Source organism: Vibrio sp. OPT41 (genome assembly GCF_015163595.1).
Taxonomy (GTDB): Bacteria; Pseudomonadota; Gammaproteobacteria; order Enterobacterales; family Vibrionaceae; genus Vibrio; species Vibrio alginolyticus.
On record NZ_JADDYH010000038.1, the window covers coordinates 432,722 to 453,960 of the forward strand.

Sequence of the window (21,239 nt, forward strand, 5' to 3'; positions counted from 1 at the left end):
TGATTGCACATCATTTACTCCACTTAGCAACATGCAAAATTGGATCTTTACCTTGCAGATCATTTTATTGTCGGAAGATCGAAAAGTCCTACACTGATCACATAATTGAACAAGTGGACAATATAAATGAGCGACGACATCGCAAAGCATTCTTCCTCCAGATCTAAGTTGGTAAAAACTCTTTTCTTCACTCTCTGTGTTATTGCATTTAGTGCGATGTATTGGTCTTGGCAGTATTCTGACAGTCATCCAAGCACGGAAGATGCCTACGTTAGGGCAAAAATTTTGTCGGTAGCGCCTCAGGTAAAAGGCCAAGTGGTTTCTGTGGATGTTAAAGATTTCCAATCCGTTAACAAAGGTGACCTACTGCTGAAGATAGATTCACGCCCATATTTGTTGGCAGTGAAGCAAGCAAAAGCGGCATACCAATTGGCGGTCCAGCAACATGACGTTGCCGATAAGCAGGTAACTGAAGCCGTTGCGGGCTTAGATGCGGCGCGCTCTAACCTGACAGAAGCGCAAGTGGAGTACAAACGTACGGATTCCTTGGTGAAACGCAAACTGGCGTCGGACCAAGATTTAGATACGGCAAAAAACAAACTAGCCAATGCCCAAGCGAGCCTGGAGCAAGCGCGCGCGACGGTAGAAAAAGCCATTGCGAACCGTGGTGAAGAAGGCGCAGAGGCTGCGGTTGTTCAACAAGCGGGAGCACAGTTAGCGCAAGCAGAGCTGAACTTGAGCTACACCGACATTACGTCACCAGTGGATGGCATTGCCGGTGAGATCAATACGCACGTAGGCTCGGTCGTTAGCGTGGGTCAAACGTTGTTCCCTGTGATTTTAAAAGACAGCTATTGGGTACGCGCGAACTTTAAAGAAACCGATCTTACTCATATTAAACCTGGCATGCATGCGGATGTGGTGATTGATATGTACCCAGACGTGGTGTGGAAAGCAACGGTAGAACAACTATCGCCTGCGAGTGGTACATCGTTCTCCTTGATGCCACCAGAAAACGCAACGGGTAACTGGGTTAAAATCAAACAGCGTTTCCCTGTACGTTTGGCATTAGAAGTACCGGCCGATGCGCCGCAACTTCGCGTGGGTGCGAGCTCAGAAGTCACCATTGATTTGCAAAGTAGCGTGCAATGAGCCATCAAATTACGGCAGACAAACGGGGGATTGCCACCGTCGCCGTGATGCTTTCTGCCATCATGGTGTTAATCGATATGACCGTTGCGAACGTGTCGCTATCGCACATGATGGGCGCGTTGGGCGCAACGGCAGACCAAATTACGTGGGTGTTGACGGGTTACAGCATGGCGGAAGCGATCTTCATTCCGATGACCAGTTTCTGGGTGTCGCGTTTTGGTGAACGCAAAGTCATGTTGGTTGCTGTGATCGGTTTTGTGATTGCCAGTGCGCTTTGTGGGCAAGCACAGTCTCTTGAAGAGATGGTGCTATTTCGCATTATCCAAGGCGCTTTCGGCGCGTCGGTGATTCCATTGGCGCAGTCGACGTTAGTGCAGATCTATCCGTATGAGCAAAAAGGCAAAGCGATGGCGATTTTCTCCATCGGCATTTTGCTTGGTCCTATTTTGGGCCCAGTTGTAGGTGGTGTGATCACCGACAACATTAACTGGCGCTGGATTTTTTACATCAACTTGCCATTCGGTTTGATCTGTACCTCTTTGATTTATCGCTATATCCATATCGACAACAAATCCAAACCTAACTTTGACTGGTGGATCATCGGTTACATGGCGTTAGGTGTGGGCGCGTTGCAGTTTGTGTTGGATAAAGGGAATGAAGATGACTGGCTCGACTCACGTATGATTCAGACCGCGATATTGCTCGCAGTCATGGGATTGGTGATGTGGATCTATCGCAGTTGGAAAACCAAAAGTCCAATAGCGCCATTGTGGCTACTGAAAGACCGAAACCTTATGGTCTCGTCATTGATGATTGCCGTGGTGTCGATGGCGATGTTTGGTCTGACGACTCAACAACCAATGCTGTTGGAAAGCTTGCTGGATTATCCGGTCTCAACCACTGGTTTATTAATGGCACCGCGTGGGTTGGCGTCAGCGGCGATGTTGATTTTGGTGATTAAGCTCAATCCGCAATTCGATCCCAGAATCAAAATAGTCTTTGGCTTAAGCTGCATCGGGATTGGTAGTTATTTGATGACGCAATACTCACTGCAGATCGATACATTTTGGATTGTGATGCCGAGTATGATTCAGGGGATGGGGCTTGGTTTAACCTTCTCGACGCTATCCACCTTGGCGTATTTAACGATTCCGAAAGAGCAATCTGTTGCGGCGGCGAGTATTTACAATCTGTTCCGTACCATTGGTAGCTCGTTTGGTATTTCTATCGCCACCACGTTCCAATATCGTGATAGTCAGCAGCAATGGCATGCACTGGGAGAGGGTATTAATCCTTATAATCCTAACTTGCATGACTGGGCGGCCAATCAGGGGCTTTCTATTACCGACCCGGTTGCGTTAGACCAATACCAACAGATGTTGCAGCAGCAATCGCAAATGGTCGCGTTTGTGCACACCTTCCAGCTTGTGGGAGTGATGTTCGTGATCATGATGCCGATGCTGGTTTTCATTCGGTCGCGTGAATAACATGAAGTTCCGGTGAATAGTGTAAGAGAACGCCTCTCAAGTTGTGTCAGCTTGAGAGGCGTTTTTTATTGGACAGTGCCAGTGAAAGAAGGACGTTTACTCAAACGTCACTTCGTCAAAATGCGGATTGGTTTTGAGCGCGCGCATTGCGACTAATTGTTCAGTCGGGAAAGCGGTGTGCTCACCATCCATATCTAAAAACAAGCACTCTTGTCGCTGCATGTCGTAGCCTGTGTCGAACGCGTTGCCCTGATGAGTTTCACCATTTTTTAGTGTGATCTCGATAGGGAGCTTAAACATACAGGCGATTTCAATAAAATCGTATTGGCTGCAAGTCACCATAGTTTTCTCCTTTCAAACCGACGCAGTATTCAGAAGGTTTGAGAACCGTATCCTTAAATAGGAGACGTTTGATTGAAACTGAATCTTCATCTTACACCTCATTTTGGTCACGAAATAGACATACACGCACGTTTTAATAAACCTACTGTTGAGCGTTCACAAGCGAGACAAAACTACGATATGTCTGAGACGATACTTAAGCGCACATACCTAACAAGTGAACAAAAGACACAAAAGCCAAGTTCACTGATTTCCCCTCAAACCTACGATGCGCAGTTGGCGCACCGTGTTCACCACTCGCCTCAATTTGAAAACGGCCGAGTTAAAAACGAGATGCCAAATGTCCCTAGCCCGCAATCATTCTGGCAGGTGTGTTGGAGCTATCTTGGTGGTAGAACGCCATTGAGTCCTAACGAACATCTGCCACATTTCCCAATTCAACCTACGCAGTTTGCGCAGCGAAGTGAATCGATGCGCGTTACTTGGCTGGGCCATTCCACCATGCTGGTGGAGGTCGATGGCATTCGAATTCTGACTGATCCGGTATTTGATTACGCTTCTCCGTTCGTCGCAAAAGCGTGGTTTGAACGCAATATTCCCAATACCTACGCCAGAGATTGTTTGCCGATTCCTGAAATTATCGTGATTTCGCACGATCATTACGACCATTTAGAAGCATCGACCATACGTTTCTACGCTGATAAATCCGTGACGTTTTATGTGCCCTTAGGGGTTGGCAAGCATCTGATAAAGTGGGGCGTTTGCGCAGACAACATCGTGGAATTCGATTGGTGGGATAGCGTGCACTATGCCGGAATCGAACTGATTTGTACGCCTGCTAACCATAATTCGGGTCGTACTTATTTCGATAAAAACGCGACCCTGTGGGCTTCTTGGGTCATCAAAGGAAAAGAAGAGACGCTCTATTTTAGTGGCGATTCAGCTTACGATTCGCATTTTTCCGAGATAGCACAGCGATGTGGACCAATCGACATTGCCTGTTTGGAAGTGGCTGCCGATGTGAAAGGCCAAGGTTATCCGGTCGAAAACTGGGGGCACATGCAGGCTCATCATACCGTGCAAGCGTTTCGCGATTTAAATGCGAAAAAACTGTTGCCAGTACATTGGGCTACATACGAGCTGTTTACTCACCGCTGGGACGAACCGATTTTAGATTTGCTTGCCCATTGTCAAAAAGAACATATAACGCTGCTGACGCCAATGCCGGGGGAGAGTTTTTTCGTTCATAAAAAACAGATAAATAAACAATGGTGGCGAGAAAAAGAAACAGGTGAGCCAGCTAGAATTTTGACTTAATAATATGTTCTTACTTCAATAATTATTTTAGAAGTTAACCTTGTTATTTTCAGAATATAACAAGGTTTTTTTACTCGCTTACTCATCAATCACTTGAGGTTTTAACTCGACGATATTTCCTTCCGGATCATGAATATAGAGTGAGCGACCGAATCCTTGTGCGCCGTAGCGTTTCGCAAACTCTTCGGTTTCAATGCCGTTCGAACGCAGATATTCCAGTAATTCATCCTCGGAAAAAGGCGCCAATTGCAGGCAAAAATGATCAATATTACGACCATTTTGAACTGGTGGCTTTCCGCCGAGTTGACCCAATTCGCTGTCTACCGTCACTACATCAATCAATGCGTTACCTGCCCTAAGTTGAGTTAAACCAAGTTCCGTTACTTGGCGCTCGACAGGGCAGCCCAAAATGTCTCGATAGAAATGCAACATAGCATCGAGGTTACAGGTCCTTAAAACAACATGATCAAGCGCTTTGATGGCGATTGGATTTTTGGTGGGCATGCTTCACTCCTTTTTGCATTGTGTTGAGGTAAGTATAAAGTGACCTTAAAAGTGGTGAGAGAAATGATCAAATTCCAGACGTTTTTTTGCTAGAGCGAGTGCAGAAACACTGCAACTTAAAGCAAACAAAAAAGGCTAGCGTATTGCTAGCCTTTTGGTATATGGATGGGGCTATTACTCGTAATCAGAAGCGTAAGTTTCTTCGTAAGAGTGTGAGTAAAGCTCGAATAGGTTACCGAATGGGTCTTCTAGGTAAACCATTTTCGCAGGCTTATTATCGTCTTCTGGGTGGTAACGCATGATGTCCATGCGAACTTTGCCACCTAGTGCTTCGGTGCGTTTGATAGCACCTTCAAAATCGTTTGTCTGCAAACAGAAATGGAAGATACCGATGCGAGAAAAATCCACTTCATGGCGCTCTTGACGCTCTTTCATTTCGAATAACTCAAGGCCGATGCCATCACTTGTCACAAGGTGCGCAATGTTGAAGCCTTTAAAGCCTTCCCCAAAGACCGCAATACACATTCTGCCAATTGCCGTTTCGCGTTCTTCAATCACTTTCGTGTTGCCCATAACGACTTTTAGACCTAGCGCTTGCGTGTAAAACTCAACCGCTTTGTCCATATCTCCGACCATAATACCGACATGATTCATTTTCATTTGTTTGCTCCCAACATGTGTGTTTGAACGTTGTCTTGTTTCGATGTGGGAGAGTATATGGCGTGATATTGATTACATGAAATTATCATAAATTATAAAAATGATAATTTTATTTAATGATGTGCGTATTGGGATTGATTTAGTGAGCTAAGGCCTCAACAGCTTGCCTCACCGAGGTGAAATGAATCTTGATAATGCACCGTTGCGCGAGGCTGAATTCATGCGATTGGATTAATGACGTAACCTCTTCTACGGACAGCGTTCGTTCTTTTGGGTGTAAAAGAGTGGTGTTCGAACCATTGTTTTTCAATTCGAACGTGTTGCCATTTGAGTCAATAACGTAATCATCTTGCCCAAAAATGAGGGCTTCGCATTCAGAGTCTAAGTCGGACTGGGAATGCGTGTAGATCAGCTCATCGTCGCCGTCTAGTTTTAGCAAGCATGGCCAGCATACTGCGTGGTCTCTCATGGTTAACTCATTATTCATTGTTATTTAGAAACTTGACCCAGGTTGTTGCAAAAACGCTAACTCTTCGGGAGTGCTCTTTCTTCCCAGTATCGCATTGCGATGAGGATAGCGCCCAAACTGGTCGATGATGGCTTTGTGTTTTAGCTCAAAATCGTAGTTATTTTCAAGCCCTGATGCGCGAAACAATTTTTCAGCTTCGACATGAATGAGGCGAGATTCGCTATGCATAAATGGCATGTACAAAAAACTTAGCTGCTCAGGCGCTAATTCTTTGTCGTGACCTAACCGAATTGCCTCTTGAGCCAATGCTAATGCGAGTGGGTCTTGTGCAAACGCTTTTGGGGTGTTGCGATACACATTACGTGAAAACTGGTCGAGGACGATGATTTCGGCCAATCGTCCTTGTGCGCTGTTACGCCAATTAAACAGTTCACAACGAGCGGCTTGTTCTAATACCGAGGCAAATCGCGATGCAATACGCTTGTCCAGTTCTGGGTTGTTTTCAAACCAATTTTGGGGCGATAGCTCCTCGAACCAAAATTTGATGACTTCTTGGTACATGGATCTTCCTTCCTATTGCATTAGCTAAAGAATAAAAAGCCAGAAGGCGAGCTCCTGGCTTTCTGCGTGTTATCGACCGTAAGTCTCTACGATGTAACGTTCAAAATCGTCACACATTTGTTCGTCAGAGATGGTGTTGCTTGCCAGCTCTTTACTGCCGTCGACGACTTTAATCGCGGCGTTCAGTGAAGCGACTGATGCTCGCTCTCGCGTCGCAAGTGAGTCGATTTTCTTCTGCTGCACTTCCCATGCCTGTTCTGGCGACAGGTTACACACGTCTGCAAGGTATTTGGCATTGAAGCCTTCGCCAGTCAGGCTGACAATGGTTTCGTTGTGCGACAAGTGATTGCCTGCGTGCCAGTAGTGTTTTGCCAGCAGTGGGCCAATTTCTGGGTTATCCGTCAGGTAACCAAACTTCTCAAGGAAGTATGCACGGGTCTGATACACCGCCATGTGCGCGAGTAGATAACCTTGATACGCACAAGCTGCTTCGTCGGATAGCAAATGTGGAATCGCCATCAGTGGGCGAGGGCTGCATTCCAAACCAAGGATCTGTTTTTCACAATCGCGAGCGAGCTTAGTGATGCGCTCTGGCGTTAACTCGTCATCGCTCAATTGATACAACGCGCGCTCAAAATATGGCACAACCAAGATGCTACGTTCTTCATAAGCTTTGAATGGCTGACGACTGTTGATCATCGCTTGAATGATCTCATTAGGAACCGAATTCCCTTCATCATCCAGTGCGTACTGTTTTAGCCAATCGGCATCGGTTAACAGGCTGTCACAGAACATCGACTGAGTTTCTGCATAAGCCATCGACGTCGGCGCAAACTCCTGCGAAAAACAAGGCGCGTTCATTTTTACGTTCGCAAAGTGTGCTGCGTGACCACCTTCGTGGAACAGCGTGTTTATGCCATCGTAGCCGCTGCCCACTTGGTCTGGTTTGGCATTGCTGGTGAAGTTCACCTGTGCTGCGACCCATTCGCCTTGATTGTAGAATGAAGGGATAGGGCCGTGGCAGAACCCGTTCGGGTACTTACCTTTGCGGTCTAACAAATCCAGCGTTAGCGTCGCGCCAGAGTAATCAATATTCAGACGACCAAACGATTCTACCCAGCGTCTCAGAGATTTAGAGAACGGCACGTATGGGTCAAGGTCACGCATGACGTCACCCGCGAACGAGTAAACAAAGTTGAAGCCGGTGAGTGCGCTTGCGCCTTTCTCTTTCGCCAAGTTTTCTAAGCTGTTGAGGTGCGCATCTCGCGTGCGTTGTTCGAAATCTTCCAAAATCTCGAATAGCTGCTCAGTGCTCATGTTTTCCGTTTTTTGCACGGAGTAATCAAAGAAAGTCGCATAACCCAGTGAGCGAGCGAACTGGTTGCGCAGTTTGATCAGTTCAATAAAGCCGTTTTGCAGTAGCCATTGTTCAAGGTTCAGCAACGCTTGATGAGCCGATTGGCGAACTTCTTCATGATTGCTGGTGCGAATGGTTGAGCTTAATACTGGAAGTGAACCTTCTACTTGCTCGCCGTTCTCATCGGTAAATGTTTGTACGTGGTTCTGTTTTTTCTCGAAGAGCTCAGCTTCAAAGGCAATGAGCTGATTTTTCAACGCTTGTGCTTTTTCGCCCTCGATAGCGTGAGATTCAAACATCGCCAGCCAACCAGATAGACCCGTAATGGTTTGTTGTTTCTCTTGTGGGTCGGTAATTGAGTCCGCGGCTTCAATCTGTTGTTTGATGTCAGTAATTTGCTCGGCGTTGCTTAAAAAGCTTGTCCATGCCGTTTGTGCTTGCGTCGAGCCATCATGGTCATCGCTGATCCCCATGTAAGTTTCCCAAAAGAAATCTTCTTTGGTGCGGTGAATCGCAAGGTAACGTTGATTGAGGTCGTTGAGGTAATCCGTTGCGGTCATTTTGATCCTTCAAATGGTTTCGTTATGTAGACAGTTGATTATTGCACGCTTGGTCGCGAGAAAGGAACGCTAATCTCATTTGTCGATTTTGCATCGCGTAAAGGTGATTTTACTATTTGTTTACATTTGGGTGAGTTAATAGGAGTTATGAGCTTGCAGTGTTAAGACTGGTATGGAGTTTACAGTTTATTAAGTAATTAATCTGCGGTGCGCTATCGATGATCCTTATCAGGTGTAATAAGATTTCCATATCGTGGCGATACAGTTGGAAACGATATGATAAATAAGACAAAAGTTACGTTATTGGCGGTAGGTACGATTTTAGTTGGATGTTCCACAGTCGCGCCACCAAGAAATGATGCGGTTGAAAGCATTCAACAAAAGTGTTCTGTGATTTTAAGCAATGATGTTGCGGGCGATCAGCGCTGGCAGACGTACAACGGCTTGCTTGTAGAATATGCCGTGCATGGCGTTAAGAGTCAGGCGCAACTGGAACATTTTGAAGCGTTTGTGCAGAGAGTGCAAGATGATGAGTCTGGACAGTTAGTTACTGAGTTGATTGAGGTCACCGACTGGGGATGCTCAAACGGCAATTATCTAGAAGAGATGAGCTTGTTTATTCAAGAAGTTCAAAAGTAAAAAACCGAGCGTTAAGTCGCTCGGTTTTTCTGTTTGTGGAACGCTTTTGTGCGCTGGCTCGTCAGGACGTTTACTCCTCTGGATACTCGCCCATACCTTGCGTTTTACCTTCCGCTTTCCAATGCTCTCCAGGAGCAAATGCTTCATCGCATAAATCTACGGTGTAGCCCATTTCTGTGATTTCCTTCAAAGTGAGGTTATCAGCAATATTTGCAACTTCCCCCGATTTATTCCGTAACTCCATGTTGATCTCTCCTCTGTAGGTAGACGAGTGGCATCAATGCACAGTGAAGAATGCATTGGTAACCTTTGTTCTAAGTATATAACCCTCTGCTAAAAATGAAGGTTTAATACTCTTTTTAAGTGTGGGTAATTGGATAATGCTTTGAGCTGCTTCCGTTATTTAGAGCCGCAGCATCGCGATAGTTTGCCATTTGTGATTTATTGAGTGATTAAACGGTCAATTTGGAAACTCGAAATGGTGATTCTCGACCACGCTTTAGCACAACAAATTGTTGATCGAACCATGTCCATCATTGGTCACAATGTGAATGTGATGAACTCGGCAGGTATAATCATTGGCAGTGGCGACTCTAAACGTGTTGGGCAAGTGCATGATGGCGCGGTACTGGCGCTGAATCATGGCGATTCGCTAGAGCTTAATGAGCAGCAATGTTTGACGTTGCAGGGTGTCAAACCCGGTATCAATATGTTGTTGAAATTACATGGCGACGTGGTCGGTATTGTTGGCGTCACAGGAGAGCCGGAGAAAATCCGAGATTTTGCAAAACTGGTTAAAATGACCGCTGAACTAACAATCGAGCAAGCTGCGCTGGTGGAAAAATTTCAGTGGGACAGACGTCATCGTGAAGAGTTTATTCTGGCTTGGATCAATGGCAAATTGACCGATGAAGAGCTGAAAGATTGGGCGATGCGTCTTTCTATCGATGTTACTCAACCACGGGTGGCAACGGTGATTGAAGTCTCGACGCCGTCGGCCTCGAAAAGCATGAAGAGTGTGCGCAATATTGTTGAGCTGCTTGAATACCCAGAGCGTAACAACCTAGTTGCGATTGTCTCAGTGAATGAAATTGTGGTGTTGAAACCGTGTCATTCCGCCAAGCAGTGGGATAGCCAAGTTGAAAGTGAGCGCATTGATAAGTTGATGTCGCGTTTAAGCGATCACGATTCGCATACGTTTCACATTGCGCTAGGGCAGCTGTTTAATGAGCCTAAAGATGTCGCGTTGTCATACCAAAGTGCGAAGCAGGTATTAGCTATTGGCAAGCAGTTCTACCCAGAGAAACGTAAGTACCTGTTCGATGAACTTCGTTTGCCTGTTTTGTTAGCGCCGTTGGCGGATATTTGGCAAGGTGAACAAATTATTGATGGTGTGAAACGGTTGAAAGAGAAAGACAAATCTGGGCAATTACTGAAAACCCTAGATGCACTGTTTGAATGCAATGGCAATGTAACAGAATGCTCTAAAATGCTGTTTATTCACCGGAACACTCTGCGCTATCGGTTAGAGAAAATCACCGAGATAACAGGGCTACCAACCACCAATTTTGTGGGGTTAGCGGAGCTTTATATTGCGACTCGGCTCTCAAAAATGTCGTGATGTTGTGCATTTGCACAATACGCGTTATTTTTTGACCACATCATTTGTCACTCCGCCTAAAGGAATTCGAAAGCAAACGATTAATAATTCATGCGTCCCTACATGTTGAGTGAGCCAACACGGACTCGCTCAGCAAAATAAGAATAAATGGAGTTATCATGAACCTTATATTAATCCTGCTTGGGGTGATCGCATTTATTGTGCTCACGACCACCAAATTCAAATTACATCCCTTTTTAGCGCTGATCATCGCGGCGTTCCTTGCGGCATTTGCTTACGGCTTACCGGCAGATAGCATTGCCAAAACCATTGCTTCTGGCTTTGGCGGCATCCTTGGTTACATTGGTTTGGTTATCGTTTTAGGTACCATCATCGGTGTTATTTTGGAAAAAAGTGGTGCGGCGATCACCATGGCCGATACGGTCATCAAAGTGTTGGGTGAGCGTTTCCCAACATTGACTATGAGCATCATAGGTTACATCGTTTCTGTTCCGGTATTTTGTGATTCAGGCTTTGTCATTCTGAACTCGCTCAAAGAATCACTCGCGAAGCGTTTAAAAACCTCAAGCGTTGCGATGAGTGTGGCGTTGGCAACTGGCTTATACGCAACGCACACGTTTGTGCCGCCAACTCCTGGCCCGATTGCCGCTGCGGGTAACTTAGGCCTGGAATCTAACCTTGGTTTAGTGATTGGTGTGGGTGTGTTTGTTGCAGCGGTTGCGGCGTTAGCGGGTATGTTGTGGGCGAACCGATTCCAACATGTTGAACCAGATGGCATTGAAGCCGTAGAAGAAATTCAGCAAGACTGGCAAGCACTCAAAGCGTCTTACGGCAAATTGCCAACGGCGAACCAAGCATTCGCTCCTATTTTTGTTCCTATCTTATTGATCTGTTTTGGCTCTATCGCGAAATTCCCAAGCCTACCGCTGGGCGAAGGTTTTGTGTTTGATGTTCTGACTTTCTTAGGACAGCCACTAACGGCATTAGTGATTGGCCTGTTCCTTTCTGTTCGCCTACTCAAATCAGACAACAAGATTGAAGAATTTGGCGAGCGAATCAGCCAAGGTATTACGGCTGCTGCGCCTATTCTTTTGATTACCGGTGCGGGTGGCGCATTTGGCGCGGTATTAAAAGCCACGCCGCTAGGTGAATACTTAGGTACAACGCTATCGGCGCTGGGTGTGGGTATTTTCATGCCATTTATCGTTGCGGCTGCGCTAAAGTCGGCGCAAGGATCATCAACGGTTGCATTGGTGACCACATCGGCTTTGGTTGCGCCTATGCTCACGCAATTGGGGCTCGATTCAGAAATGGGCCGCGTATTAACGGTGATGGCGATCGGTGCAGGTGCGATGACGGTTTCTCATGCAAACGACAGTTTCTTCTGGGTAGTTTCGCAGTTTAGTCGAATGTCGGTGGGCCTAGCGTACCGCGCGCAAACCATGGCTACGCTCGTTCAAGGTGTCACGGCAATGGCATTGGTGTACATTTTGAGCCTCGTTCTCTTATAAGTCTCTGGAAATACGTATGAAAGTGGTAATTGCACCTGATTCATTTAAAGAAAGCTTAACCGCCAAACAAGTGAGCGAGGCGATCAAAACAGGTCTTGCTCGCGTATGGCATGATGCTGAGTTTGTTACGGTTCCGGTCGCAGACGGTGGCGAAGGCACGGTTCAATCTTTGATAGATGCAACTCAAGGCGAACAAGTCTTCACAACGGTGACCGCGCCATTAGGGAATGATGTTGAAGCGTTTTATGGCATCCTCGGCGACGGCGAAACCGCGGTTATTGAAATGGCGGAGGCCAGTGGTCTGCACCTTGTGCCGAGTGATGCTCGCGACCCAAAACTGACCAGCAGCATTGGTACTGGACAGCTGATCAAACACGCGCTAGATAGAGGTATTCAACGCTTAATCATTGGTTTGGGCGGCAGCGCTACCAATGATGGTGGCGTGGGCATGTTGACCGCGTTGGGGGTGGCGTTTCTTGATGAATCTGGTCATGCAATTACCCCAAATGGAGGCGGGTTAGCGGCGCTTGCGTCCATCGATATTTCTGGTCTTGACCCTCGTTTAGCAACTTGCGAAATGTTGGTAGCGTGCGATGTTGATAACCCACTCTGTGGTGACAAAGGCGCGTCGGCTATCTTTGGCCCTCAAAAGGGAGCGACCGTATCAGACGTCACTCTGCTCGATAACGCATTGCGCAAGTTTGGCGAGTTGACGGAACAAGCGACGGGTAAGCATGTACTGACTCGTGAAGGGGCGGGTGCTGCTGGTGGTATGGGCGCGGCCTTGCTCGGGTACACGCCAGCACGTTTGCAACCGGGAATTGAGATTGTGCTTGAAACGGTCAAACTTGCTCAGCATGTTGCGGATGCGGATATCGTATTTACAGGCGAGGGTCGAATCGATCATCAAACCGCACATGGCAAAACGCCGATGGGCGTTGCTCAGGTCGCCAAGCAGTGTAATTTACCAGTCATTGCATTAGCAGGCTGTGTGGGCGACAACTATCAGGCGGTTTATGAGTGCGGCATTGATGCGGTGTTTGCTTGTGTACCAAGGGCGATGAGCTTACCTGAGGCCATGAAAGAGGCCGACGTCAACGTTGCCAATTTAGCCGAAAACGTCGCGAGAATGTGGCAAATTAAGTCGCACTGAAAGCGATGACGATATGAAAAACTCCACCTTTGCGTGGAGTTTTTTGTTGTTACCTGTTTGCGTGTGTCGGCATAAGTTCATTTAGTAAGAGCGAGTTAACAGGCATGCTTTGCTATCAATTTTGCCAGTGTTTGCATCGCGTGACCCCAATCGGTTTCATGACCAAAGTTTGCCACGCTGAGGCGTACGCAATGCCGATATTGCCCTTGAGTGCCAAATACGGTGCCGGGAAGTAGGCTGATTCTGTGCTTATTGCATGCTTGATACAACGCATAGCTGTCCGTGTCTTCGGGCAGTCGCAACCAAAGCAAGAACGAACCTTGCACGGCGTTGATCTGGTATCGATTTTTTAGAGGTTCGTATTCATCCAAGTATTGATGAAGCATCTGGATAAATCGGCGCATGTTGTTTTGATAAACCCGACCCATTCGCGCAGTATGCGTTCGATACTTGCCTGACGTTAGAAACGTTGCCACGGCGGATTGCATCAGGTTCAAACTGCCCATGTTCTCACACAGTAGATATTGCTCAATCTGATCTCGATATCGCCCCGCCAACATCCAACCAATTCTCAAACGCGAATCGAGCGTTTTGGATAACGAATTCACGTAAATTACGCGTTGCTTGTCATCGAGCAATCTCAAGCTTGGTAACGGCTTGTCATAGCTTAACCCGCCAAACACATCGTCTTCGATAATAGGAATATTGCCAGATGCCAAGAGCAATCGCTGGCGCTTTTCTAGCGGCATCATGGCACCAGTAGGGTTGGTGAAGTTTGGCGTTACGATTATCGCTTTTATGTCCCATGTCGCCATTGCTTTTGCTAAGGCTTCGGGGCACATACCGTCGCGTGGGCAACTCGGAATTTCCACCACTTTGAGGCCGAGTGATTCTAGCATCAATAAGTTGCCAAAATAGCAAGGGGACTCCACCGCGACGATATCGCCTTTTTGTGTCGTTGCGCGCAGCGCTAGGCTAATGGCTTGTTGCGCGCCGTGCGTCACCATGATCTCATCCAACTTGGCTGGCGTGCCCAAATCTTGTGTGATTTTCGCTAGTTGTTTGATTAAGAGGTGATCACCGGGTGGTAATTGGTAATGGCTCGGTACATGCGTTTGCTGGCGGCTGTGGCGGCCGATCTCGGCGTACAAGCTTTTGATCGCGGGGGAGTCAATGTTTGGGTGGGCAGAACCGGTAGGCAAACGCTCTTGGTATTCAGGGTACGTGAGGATTTCTTTGCAGATCGAGAGCAAATCCACGCGAGTCGGATCCGGAATTGAGCGAGAGGTCGGCAAGGCGACTTTAACTCGATAACCCGATTTGGGAACCGAGTAAACCAAGTTTTGTGCTTCCAGCTCTTGATACGCACGAATCACGGTATTTTTACTGACGTTTAATTCTTGGCTCAACGAGCGAATGGAGGGCAGTCGATCATCCGCCTGATAAACGCCACCATTGATGGCTTGTTTGAGGTGTTTTTCCACCACGAGGTACTTATTCCCTTCACCGCTTCCCAATAAATCTGTACCCATAAAAACACTTCCATCTGTCACTTTTTGAAAACACTGTACCTAATTACATTAGCAGTATCTCAAAACATAAAACAAGCGTGAGTGAGGCGATCATGTTAATCCGAGCCATCCCTTTTGTATTTGTCATCCTTTGGGCTTCTGGATTCGTTGGTGCGCGTTTTGGTTTGCAATATGCCGAGCCAGCGACACTACTTTCTATCCGTATGGCATTCAATGTCTTATTGTTTTTGGTTCTTGTGGCGGTATTGCGTAGAAGGTTGCCGACAGGAAAAGATTTTTGGCACAGCTGTGTAGTTGGTGCGTTGATCCACGGTTTCTATCTGGGCGGTACTTATTTCGCTATCGCCTTGGGTATGCCTGCTGGGTTGAGTTCGTTGCTGGTGGGTATTCAACCGATTTTAACCGCGGCTTTGCTGGTGGCGTTTGTTCGTGAGGAATTTAAACCCTCGCAATGGTTGGGTTTGGCTCTTGGTTTTGTCGGTATCGCTATGGTGTTGATGGGCAAAATGGAGTGGCAATCCGAGCAGCATAAAGTGTTGGCCATTGGTTTGTGTTTGTTGGCTTTGGTTGGTATCACGCTAGGGACGCTTTATCAGAAAAAACATTGCCAACAAGTGGATATGGTGGGTGGTGCGACGGTGCAATATTTGGCCGCTCTCGTCATGTTTCTGCCCGTTGCGATGCAGTTTGAAACCATGCAAGTGCAGTGGGAACTGGAGTTTATTTTGACTGTGTTGTGGTTGGTCGTCGTGCTCTCTTGTGTAGCTATTCTACTGCTGTTGTACATGGTTAAGAACGGTGCTGCATCGAGCGTAGCTTCTGTATTCTACCTGGTGCCGCCAACGACGGCGATTCAGGCTTGGCTCGCGTTTGGAGAGTCATTTGATTGGATGGGGATTTCTGGTTTCGTACTGGCAGCTACGGCGGTGTATTTGGTGGTTAAAAAGCCGGATCTGACGATAAAGAAATCGATTCAAACAGAATATACCTAAATTGGGTAGGGACATTTTCGTACCAGTGGGTACAATCTGCTTCATCTTAATCCGTGGAGCAGAATGATGAAGGTAAAGCCAGATCGAATGACCGCCATGCGTAGCATCATCGAGCAAGTAAAAGCGGAACTACCAATTTATGAACCAGAAACGTTTGTATGTGGACCAGAAGGGCAGTGCATTGGCTGTCCGAAGAAATTGTTGGAAATGGTCGATTCAGAAGTCACTTATTGGGAGTCAGCCATGGAGCGCGGCATTGTTCCGCAGTTCGATGAGATTCGTCGTTTTGGCAAAATGTGCACGAATGTTCGTCGTGGTCTGGTGCGAAATAATGTGCCTTTACTCAGTAACTAGAGAGTAAAAAACCGTCTAATATCTGACACATAGCGTCGTTTTGTTACACTGCTCTTTGGCTGCTGTTCTCAAGTTTGAGTGGTGTTTGTCTCTTCTTACCCCTTAAGCCTTTAATCGTAAGAAATTGGCGATATATTGGCTCGGTCTCACATGGATGTGGGGCTATTGTCTTGGGCTAGTTGAGATAAGAAACGTGAAATCAAAGGGATTTACGCTGATGGAAATCACCATAGTGCTTACCACTTTGGCTTTCATCGCATTAGCTGCTTTACCAGTATTACTCGATATTCATCGCCAAGCATACGCTGCGATGCTGCACAGTTCTCAGTCTTCTTTGGGTACGGCTCTCAAATTCTTTCATGCTCAATCAGTGATTGATAACGCTTACAGCCAAGAGCACGTTCACTACATTGGCCGACATGTCAAAACACGCAAAGGCATGCCAGAAGCGAGTGCCGATAGTATTCGAGCTTTGTTAGAAATCGATCTACCAGCCAGAGGTTATTCGAAAATTGACGTGCCGTGCAAAGGCAGTGATTTTTGCATCATCGGTCAGCAGCACCCAAACAGTGCTCATTTTGTCGCTATTCCTGATTATCAGTTCTTAGATAAATCGGGTGTTGATCGCGTGGTGTACATTTGGCCGCAAGGTTACACACTGGCAGAAGAAGCATGCTATTTCTACTACGTGAATCAAGCCTCTAACGATTCAATTGTTCGAGGGCATGTGACGCAAGGGTGTTAATCCCGAATAAGTGTTGCGAACAACGGTTATCGTGACTCTACAAATCGGGGTTTTTCGAAGGGCTTTGCGCTTTATACAATACCATTTTTTGACTCATCAAGACTTTACCATTTGGCAAGGTCACTTCCCCAAGTTCCCCCTGATGTTCAAATCCAAACCGTTCATACAAAGCAATCGCTGGTGTGTTGGTTGTGTATACGTAGAGTGCGATTTGGTCGTAACCAAATTCCCAACCACGTGCGATCGCGACTGCCAATAGTTTCCGCCCCAATCCTTTGCCTCGGTAGTTTTTGTCGATGTGAATACCAAGAATACCGACGCGAAGGCGTTGCCCTCTTTCGTAACCGCACATCTCAGCTGGGTAGATTTCAACACTACCGATAAGTTTTTGGCGGTCAAACGCGACAAACTGAGGGATGGACTCGTTTTCCACACGTTGCAGGATTCTGCGAAGCGTTGCGTTATCGGGTGCAGGAGAAATCAAAAATTCCCCTTCGGAGTACACTCGATTCCACAGCGCGGTGAAGCGCGCGATATCGCTCACCTTGATGGATCTGATTTGCATTCATCTTCCTTGATTAGTGCAGGTTAGTAACGGTTAGGGGATAAGCTCAGATAAACAACGAATTTGGTTAGGAATGGCTTCGGCTGGTGCATCAGCGCCCGTTGGGTTAAACCAAATTGTGTTTACGCCCGCTTTCATCGCAGGGTAAATATCTTTGTGAGGTAAATCGCCAACCATGGTTATTCCACTCACGTTAACCCCTAACTGTTTTGTGATGGCGAGATAAAACTCAGGTTGGTTTTTAGCGATGCCGAGGTTGGCAAAACAAAAATAGCCATTTAAGTATTGGTCTAAGTCGACGCGAACAAATGCACGCTGAACCTCTTCCATGTTGGAATCAGATGCACTGGTCGCAATGTAGATGGGATGATTTTGGGAAAGTATTGCCAGTGTTTCTCTGGCTTGAGGAACTGCTTCTACGTGTTCCCAATCGCACATTTTTCCTTGTGCCTCAGGGAAATCTACCATCAAGGTGTTCCCCCAATCGAAAAGATAAATCATGTTCGAATCTCCTTATCCGCACATCATATCGTCTTTTTCTAAAATTAGGGGGTAAATTGCATCGATAAATACGATTTAGGTGGGTTTAGTCGTGAAAAGCGCTTAATTGTCGTTATCGTTACAAATGTTTCAGCATAATGCGTGAGTTAGTTTTAAAACCTTGATTATCGTAAAAGCGCTGTGCTGGCTGATTGAATTCCATCACTTCCAATCGAACTTGTGTGGCATTGGCATCGCGCGCCCATTGCTCACAGGTTTGGAGCAGTTGGCGGCCGATTCCTTGCTGCTTTTGCGCTTCATCGACAACAATTGTTCCCACGCGACAAATTGGGTCTTTGATCAGAAAACTGACGGTGTCGTTTTGGGTGATCATCGCGGTTAAGAAGCCGAGAATTTGCTGTTCGCGTTCGGCAATCAAAAAGAGTCGCTCTTTGTTCTCTAGTGCTTGTGCAAGAAATTCGCGGTCAGCTTCTGAAGGCGCAACAAAGGCTTCTGGCGCATTTGCAAAATGCAGTGAATTAATTTGAAAATTAAGCTGAAAAATTTCGTCTAAATCATCGGGAATCGCTTGTCGGATATGGACTTGCATTCTATCTGCCCCCTGCAATATCGATAAATGATCCTGTGACATAAGAGGCTTCGTCACTTAATAGCCAAGCGATCGCATTTGCCACTTCTTCTACCGTGCCACCGCGTTTAAGAGGAATTTGAGGGCTGAGTCTATCTACTCGGTTTGGTTCTCCGCCGTCGGCATGCATATCAGTGTAAATGAAACCAGGTCGAACGCCATTGACGCGAATATTGCGCTCTGCCAACTCTAGCGAGAGCCCTTTAGTTAAGGTATCCATCGCGCCTTTTGATGTGGCGTAATCGACATACTCAAATGGCGCGCCTGAGCGCGACGCTCCAGAGGAGACATTCACAATTGCACCGCCTGCACTGAATCGCTTCGCCGCTTCTCGACAGCAGAGAAAACAGCTATTCACATTGGTGTTCATTACTTTCTGAAAGCGTTCCAAGCTGATTTCTGACAAAGGCGATTGAGTAAATAGGATGCCAACGTTGTTGACCAAGTGCGTCACTGCACCAAATTCACGTTCTGTTTCATCAAACAAGGAGAGCACTTGCTTCTCATCGGCTACGTCTGCGGCGATGGCAATCGCTTTGCCACCGTTTGCTTGTATTTCTGCCACAACTTGGTCGGCGGCCTCTTGCTGAGTGCGGTAATTAACGCAAACGCGATAGCCTTGCTCGGCCAGCTTTTTCGCCGTTGCGGCTCCAATGCCTCGGCTTGCGCCGGTAATGATGACTACTTTATTCAAAATACGTCCTTATTTTTGTAGTGAGTAGATTTTATCGGCGTAGGGTTTGCCACCAATTTGGTATGCGTCTGGAATGACCTCAATGAGTTCGAAACCACATTTTATCAGGACACGTTCTGACGCAATATTGCCTTCAGTGACCGTCGCGGAAAAGTGGTTGATGTTATGTGTCGAGGTTGCCCAGTATAGAAGCGCTTGAAGAGTTTCTGTTCCAAACTGTTGGCCATGAAATTCCGGCAAAAGTAAGTAACCTACCTCTGCCTTACCGTTTTCAATAGCAAAGCCAGTGATGCCGATGGGTTGTTCAGATTGCTTATCGAGTATTACAAGGCAAAGCCAATGCTGGCTATTTGGGGTCCATGGTAATAATCGCGAAGCAAATTTTTCTCTTATTTCTGTTTCGCTGGGACGATCGAAACAGAGCGCAATAACCTCTTGTTCGGAGAGTAATCGTTGAAAGAGTTCCCAGTCACTGGCTTTGATGGGTCTTAATTGGCTTCTGTGCGTCTCGATATAAACTGACATGCGTGTCCTTACTGCATCAATGTGGAGATTCAGTCTCTCATCCTCTTATCTGTTTAATCAAATAGTTGCATTCATAAAAGTGATTTATGTGGTGAATAGTTGGCTAGGTAATGGATTATTGTCATATATTCATCTTTGAGATGTAAATAACAAAATTTCATACTTGAGGCATACAGAGCAACACGGAAATGATGTGGATCAAGAGAGGACTACCCATAAAGTAGTAATTTGCGACCTATAATTACATTTTATTTGGAAGTGTTGCTAATTATGTCAATAAAAAAACGATATGTTGCACTGCTGGTTGCTGCCGGCATTGGTGTGGGCTGGTTAACTTTGGGGGGGAGTGCGGCAGTAATGCATTACACCTCAGATACTGAATTTTGTCTCTCGTGCCACTCTATGGAAACCCCTTACAAAGAGTACCAAGGCTCAGTGCACTTCAGTAATGCGAAAGGCATTCGCGCGGAATGTTCTGACTGTCATATTCCTCAAGAACCAATGGATTACCTGATCACCAAAATTCGCGCGTCGAAAGACATCTACCATGAATTTGTGACAGGTAAGATCGACACGCCAGAGAAATATGAAGCACATCGTAAAGATATGGCTGAAACGGTATGGGCTCAGTTCCGTGAAAATGATTCAGCGACGTGTCGTTCGTGTCATGATTTCGATGCAATGGAAGAGTTTGAGCAATCACGTGATGCGGCGAAGATGCACGCTTACGCGAAAGCAAACGATCAAACGTGTATCGATTGTCATAAAGGTGTGGCGCACTTTGCACCAGAAGCAGAGCTAGACAGCAAGGCATTTGAAACGTTGATGAGCTTCACCACAAAAACATCACCTGGTGCCAAAGTCGTTTACCCTGTGACTGAAATCGCAATGGGTGAGATGGGTAAAATTAACCCAACGACGAAGTTGGAAGTAATCAGCTCTGAAGGCGACAACCGCACTGTTAAGTTGAACGCATTCCAAATGAAAGGCGCAGAGCAAGTGCTTTACATGGGAGAAGGTCAACGTGCCATCGTAGCAACGCTAACAGAGCAAGGCCAACAAGCGCTTGAAACTGGTGAATTTGAGGCAGATGTTTACGGCAACGAATGGCGCGCGGTTTCTCTAACAGGTGCTATTGATTCTCCAGTTGTAGACACGCTTGAACCCGTATGGTCATACGCAGAAGAGTTGGACAACGTTTACTGTGCAACTTGTCACGCGAAAATTCCTTCAAATCACTTCACAGTGAATGCATGGGGACCGGTAGCGAAAAGTATGGGTGATCGAACTGATATTTCAGCCGAGAACCTAGAAATTCTAACCAAGTTCTTCCAGCACCACGCGAAAGATGTGGTTGGTCACTAACGATA

At 46.6% G+C, this 21,239-nt stretch carries 24 protein-coding genes; 11 read left to right on the forward strand and 13 right to left on the reverse strand.

Features of this window, described 5'->3' with window-relative positions; all coding sequences use genetic code 11:
* The first annotated feature begins 126 nt into the window (after positions 1-126).
* Together IQP38_RS18045 and IQP38_RS18050 are read left to right on the forward strand one after the other, a co-directional pair.
* The gene (locus tag IQP38_RS18045; RefSeq protein WP_064369525.1) at positions 127-1,152 is read left to right on the forward strand and encodes an HlyD family secretion protein; all 1,026 of its coding nucleotides are present in this window, start codon (positions 127-129) and stop codon (positions 1,150-1,152) included.
* Positions 1,149-2,639 carry an MDR family MFS transporter gene (locus IQP38_RS18050; RefSeq protein WP_005383288.1) on the forward strand — a complete coding sequence of 497 codons (1,491 nt, stop codon included), beginning with the start codon at positions 1,149-1,151 and terminating at the stop codon, positions 2,637-2,639. Before IQP38_RS18045 ends, IQP38_RS18050 begins: the two co-directional genes overlap by 4 nt.
* A 96-nt stretch (positions 2,640-2,735) precedes the next feature.
* On the opposite strand, the gene IQP38_RS18055 is transcribed toward IQP38_RS18050, so the two are convergent.
* Positions 2,736-2,981, reverse strand: a complete 246-nt coding sequence (locus IQP38_RS18055; RefSeq protein WP_005374351.1) for a Rho-binding antiterminator — start codon at positions 2,979-2,981, stop codon at positions 2,736-2,738.
* A gap of 180 nt (positions 2,982-3,161) precedes the next feature.
* Here IQP38_RS18055 and IQP38_RS18060 point away from each other — a divergent pair, with 180 nt between their 5' ends.
* The gene (locus tag IQP38_RS18060; protein WP_193837847.1) at positions 3,162-4,298 is read left to right on the forward strand and encodes an MBL fold metallo-hydrolase; all 1,137 of its coding nucleotides are present in this window, start codon (positions 3,162-3,164) and stop codon (positions 4,296-4,298) included.
* A gap of 78 nt (positions 4,299-4,376) precedes the next feature.
* Here IQP38_RS18060 and IQP38_RS18065 read toward each other — a convergent pair whose 3' ends face one another.
* The 5 genes from IQP38_RS18065 to IQP38_RS18085 all read right to left on the reverse strand — a co-directional run bounded on the left by IQP38_RS18065 (position 4,377) and on the right by IQP38_RS18085 (position 8,409).
* Positions 4,377-4,802 (reverse strand): VOC family protein, encoded by a 426-nt coding sequence (locus tag IQP38_RS18065; protein ID WP_054578555.1) that lies wholly within the window; start codon positions 4,800-4,802, stop codon positions 4,377-4,379.
* A 174-nt stretch (positions 4,803-4,976) separates the two neighbouring features.
* On the reverse strand, positions 4,977-5,462 hold the full coding sequence (locus IQP38_RS18070) for a VOC family protein (protein ID WP_193837828.1): 486 nt from the start codon (positions 5,460-5,462) through the stop codon (positions 4,977-4,979).
* A 139-nt stretch (positions 5,463-5,601) separates the two neighbouring features.
* Positions 5,602-5,931, reverse strand: a complete 330-nt coding sequence (locus IQP38_RS18075) for a DUF4144 domain-containing protein (RefSeq protein ID WP_033907198.1) — start codon at positions 5,929-5,931, stop codon at positions 5,602-5,604.
* A 24-nt stretch (positions 5,932-5,955) separates the two neighbouring features.
* Entirely contained in the window at positions 5,956-6,492 is a 537-nt protein-coding gene (locus tag IQP38_RS18080; RefSeq protein ID WP_191116161.1) for a DUF924 family protein, read from the reverse strand.
* 69 nt (positions 6,493-6,561) lie between these two features.
* A complete protein-coding gene (locus tag IQP38_RS18085) occupies positions 6,562-8,409 on the reverse strand; it encodes a M3 family metallopeptidase (RefSeq protein WP_193837829.1) in 1,848 nt (615 codons plus the stop codon).
* Positions 8,410-8,685: 276 nt separating this feature from the next.
* Between IQP38_RS18085 and IQP38_RS18090 the strand changes: the two genes are divergently transcribed.
* The gene (locus IQP38_RS18090) at positions 8,686-9,048 is read left to right on the forward strand and encodes a hypothetical protein (RefSeq protein WP_054575251.1); all 363 of its coding nucleotides are present in this window, start codon (positions 8,686-8,688) and stop codon (positions 9,046-9,048) included.
* Positions 9,049-9,118: 70 nt separating this feature from the next.
* Here IQP38_RS18090 and IQP38_RS18095 read toward each other — a convergent pair whose 3' ends face one another.
* Positions 9,119-9,292 carry a hypothetical protein gene (locus tag IQP38_RS18095; RefSeq protein WP_005374332.1) on the reverse strand — a complete coding sequence of 58 codons (174 nt, stop codon included), beginning with the start codon at positions 9,290-9,292 and terminating at the stop codon, positions 9,119-9,121.
* A 234-nt stretch (positions 9,293-9,526) separates the two neighbouring features.
* Between IQP38_RS18095 and IQP38_RS18100 the strand changes: the two genes are divergently transcribed.
* The 3 genes from IQP38_RS18100 to IQP38_RS18110 all read left to right on the forward strand — a co-directional run bounded on the left by IQP38_RS18100 (position 9,527) and on the right by IQP38_RS18110 (position 13,333).
* Positions 9,527-10,669: a sugar diacid recognition domain-containing protein gene (locus IQP38_RS18100; protein ID WP_193837830.1), complete on the forward strand. Its 1,143-nt coding sequence runs from the start codon at positions 9,527-9,529 to the stop codon at positions 10,667-10,669.
* A 158-nt stretch (positions 10,670-10,827) separates the two neighbouring features.
* Positions 10,828-12,180 carry a GntP family permease gene (locus tag IQP38_RS18105; protein ID WP_193837831.1) on the forward strand — a complete coding sequence of 451 codons (1,353 nt, stop codon included), beginning with the start codon at positions 10,828-10,830 and terminating at the stop codon, positions 12,178-12,180.
* Positions 12,181-12,196: 16 nt separating this feature from the next.
* Positions 12,197-13,333 carry a glycerate kinase gene (locus IQP38_RS18110; protein WP_054576490.1) on the forward strand — a complete coding sequence of 379 codons (1,137 nt, stop codon included), beginning with the start codon at positions 12,197-12,199 and terminating at the stop codon, positions 13,331-13,333.
* Positions 13,334-13,428: 95 nt separating this feature from the next.
* Here IQP38_RS18110 and IQP38_RS18115 read toward each other — a convergent pair whose 3' ends face one another.
* Positions 13,429-14,865 carry a PLP-dependent aminotransferase family protein gene (locus tag IQP38_RS18115; RefSeq protein ID WP_193837832.1) on the reverse strand — a complete coding sequence of 479 codons (1,437 nt, stop codon included), beginning with the start codon at positions 14,863-14,865 and terminating at the stop codon, positions 13,429-13,431.
* A 92-nt stretch (positions 14,866-14,957) separates the two neighbouring features.
* Between IQP38_RS18115 and IQP38_RS18120 the strand changes: the two genes are divergently transcribed.
* The 3 genes from IQP38_RS18120 to IQP38_RS18130 all read left to right on the forward strand — a co-directional run bounded on the left by IQP38_RS18120 (position 14,958) and on the right by IQP38_RS18130 (position 16,956).
* A complete protein-coding gene (locus IQP38_RS18120) occupies positions 14,958-15,857 on the forward strand; it encodes a DMT family transporter (protein ID WP_017634359.1) in 900 nt (299 codons plus the stop codon).
* 66 nt (positions 15,858-15,923) lie between these two features.
* Positions 15,924-16,211 (forward strand): hypothetical protein, encoded by a 288-nt coding sequence (locus IQP38_RS18125; protein ID WP_005374318.1) that lies wholly within the window; start codon positions 15,924-15,926, stop codon positions 16,209-16,211.
* A 154-nt stretch (positions 16,212-16,365) separates the two neighbouring features.
* On the forward strand, positions 16,366-16,956 hold the full coding sequence (locus IQP38_RS18130; protein ID WP_228010105.1) for a type II secretion system protein: 591 nt from the start codon (positions 16,366-16,368) through the stop codon (positions 16,954-16,956).
* Positions 16,957-16,993: 37 nt separating this feature from the next.
* Here IQP38_RS18130 and IQP38_RS18135 read toward each other — a convergent pair whose 3' ends face one another.
* The 5 genes from IQP38_RS18135 to IQP38_RS18155 all read right to left on the reverse strand — a co-directional run bounded on the left by IQP38_RS18135 (position 16,994) and on the right by IQP38_RS18155 (position 19,869).
* Positions 16,994-17,521, reverse strand: a complete 528-nt coding sequence (locus IQP38_RS18135; protein WP_005374314.1) for a GNAT family N-acetyltransferase — start codon at positions 17,519-17,521, stop codon at positions 16,994-16,996.
* Between the two features lie 33 nt (positions 17,522-17,554).
* Positions 17,555-18,022, reverse strand: a complete 468-nt coding sequence (locus IQP38_RS18140) for an HAD family hydrolase (RefSeq protein ID WP_193837834.1) — start codon at positions 18,020-18,022, stop codon at positions 17,555-17,557.
* Positions 18,023-18,140: 118 nt separating this feature from the next.
* The gene (locus IQP38_RS18145; RefSeq protein ID WP_033907192.1) at positions 18,141-18,611 is read right to left on the reverse strand and encodes a GNAT family N-acetyltransferase; all 471 of its coding nucleotides are present in this window, start codon (positions 18,609-18,611) and stop codon (positions 18,141-18,143) included.
* 1 nt (position 18,612) lies between these two features.
* Entirely contained in the window at positions 18,613-19,344 is a 732-nt protein-coding gene (locus IQP38_RS18150) for a glucose 1-dehydrogenase (protein WP_193837835.1), read from the reverse strand.
* 9 nt (positions 19,345-19,353) lie between these two features.
* Positions 19,354-19,869: a GNAT family N-acetyltransferase gene (locus IQP38_RS18155; RefSeq protein WP_025768771.1), complete on the reverse strand. Its 516-nt coding sequence runs from the start codon at positions 19,867-19,869 to the stop codon at positions 19,354-19,356.
* Positions 19,870-20,139: 270 nt separating this feature from the next.
* Between IQP38_RS18155 and IQP38_RS18160 the strand changes: the two genes are divergently transcribed.
* The gene (locus IQP38_RS18160) at positions 20,140-21,234 is read left to right on the forward strand and encodes a NapC/NirT family cytochrome c (protein WP_017634357.1); all 1,095 of its coding nucleotides are present in this window, start codon (positions 20,140-20,142) and stop codon (positions 21,232-21,234) included.
* Positions 21,235-21,239 lie beyond the last annotated feature (5 nt).

Coding starts and splice junctions, on each gene's coding strand:
- IQP38_RS18085 (WP_193837829.1), bottom strand. CDS start 8,409: ATGACCGCAACGGATTACCTCAACGACCTCAATCAACGTTACCTTGCG.
- IQP38_RS18090 (WP_054575251.1), top strand. CDS start 8,686: ATGATAAATAAGACAAAAGTTACGTTATTGGCGGTAGGTACGATTTTA.
- IQP38_RS18145 (WP_033907192.1), bottom strand. CDS start 18,611: ATGCAAGTCCATATCCGACAAGCGATTCCCGATGATTTAGACGAAATT.
- IQP38_RS18095 (WP_005374332.1), bottom strand. CDS start 9,292: ATGGAGTTACGGAATAAATCGGGGGAAGTTGCAAATATTGCTGATAAC.
- IQP38_RS18110 (WP_054576490.1), top strand. CDS start 12,197: ATGAAAGTGGTAATTGCACCTGATTCATTTAAAGAAAGCTTAACCGCC.
- IQP38_RS18115 (WP_193837832.1), bottom strand. CDS start 14,865: ATGGGTACAGATTTATTGGGAAGCGGTGAAGGGAATAAGTACCTCGTG.
- IQP38_RS18075 (WP_033907198.1), bottom strand. CDS start 5,931: ATGAGAGACCACGCAGTATGCTGGCCATGCTTGCTAAAACTAGACGGC.
- IQP38_RS18050 (WP_005383288.1), top strand. CDS start 1,149: ATGAGCCATCAAATTACGGCAGACAAACGGGGGATTGCCACCGTCGCC.
- IQP38_RS18120 (WP_017634359.1), top strand. CDS start 14,958: ATGTTAATCCGAGCCATCCCTTTTGTATTTGTCATCCTTTGGGCTTCT.
- IQP38_RS18135 (WP_005374314.1), bottom strand. CDS start 17,521: ATGCAAATCAGATCCATCAAGGTGAGCGATATCGCGCGCTTCACCGCG.
- IQP38_RS18130 (WP_228010105.1), top strand. CDS start 16,366: ATGTGGGGCTATTGTCTTGGGCTAGTTGAGATAAGAAACGTGAAATCA.
- IQP38_RS18055 (WP_005374351.1), bottom strand. CDS start 2,981: ATGGTGACTTGCAGCCAATACGATTTTATTGAAATCGCCTGTATGTTT.
- IQP38_RS18080 (WP_191116161.1), bottom strand. CDS start 6,492: ATGTACCAAGAAGTCATCAAATTTTGGTTCGAGGAGCTATCGCCCCAA.
- IQP38_RS18070 (WP_193837828.1), bottom strand. CDS start 5,462: ATGAAAATGAATCATGTCGGTATTATGGTCGGAGATATGGACAAAGCG.
- IQP38_RS18140 (WP_193837834.1), bottom strand. CDS start 18,022: ATGATTTATCTTTTCGATTGGGGGAACACCTTGATGGTAGATTTCCCT.
- IQP38_RS18060 (WP_193837847.1), top strand. CDS start 3,162: ATGTCTGAGACGATACTTAAGCGCACATACCTAACAAGTGAACAAAAG.
- IQP38_RS18105 (WP_193837831.1), top strand. CDS start 10,828: ATGAACCTTATATTAATCCTGCTTGGGGTGATCGCATTTATTGTGCTC.
- IQP38_RS18065 (WP_054578555.1), bottom strand. CDS start 4,802: ATGCCCACCAAAAATCCAATCGCCATCAAAGCGCTTGATCATGTTGTT.
- IQP38_RS18100 (WP_193837830.1), top strand. CDS start 9,527: ATGGTGATTCTCGACCACGCTTTAGCACAACAAATTGTTGATCGAACC.
- IQP38_RS18125 (WP_005374318.1), top strand. CDS start 15,924: ATGAAGGTAAAGCCAGATCGAATGACCGCCATGCGTAGCATCATCGAG.
- IQP38_RS18155 (WP_025768771.1), bottom strand. CDS start 19,869: ATGTCAGTTTATATCGAGACGCACAGAAGCCAATTAAGACCCATCAAA.
- IQP38_RS18045 (WP_064369525.1), top strand. CDS start 127: ATGAGCGACGACATCGCAAAGCATTCTTCCTCCAGATCTAAGTTGGTA.
- IQP38_RS18160 (WP_017634357.1), top strand. CDS start 20,140: ATGTCAATAAAAAAACGATATGTTGCACTGCTGGTTGCTGCCGGCATT.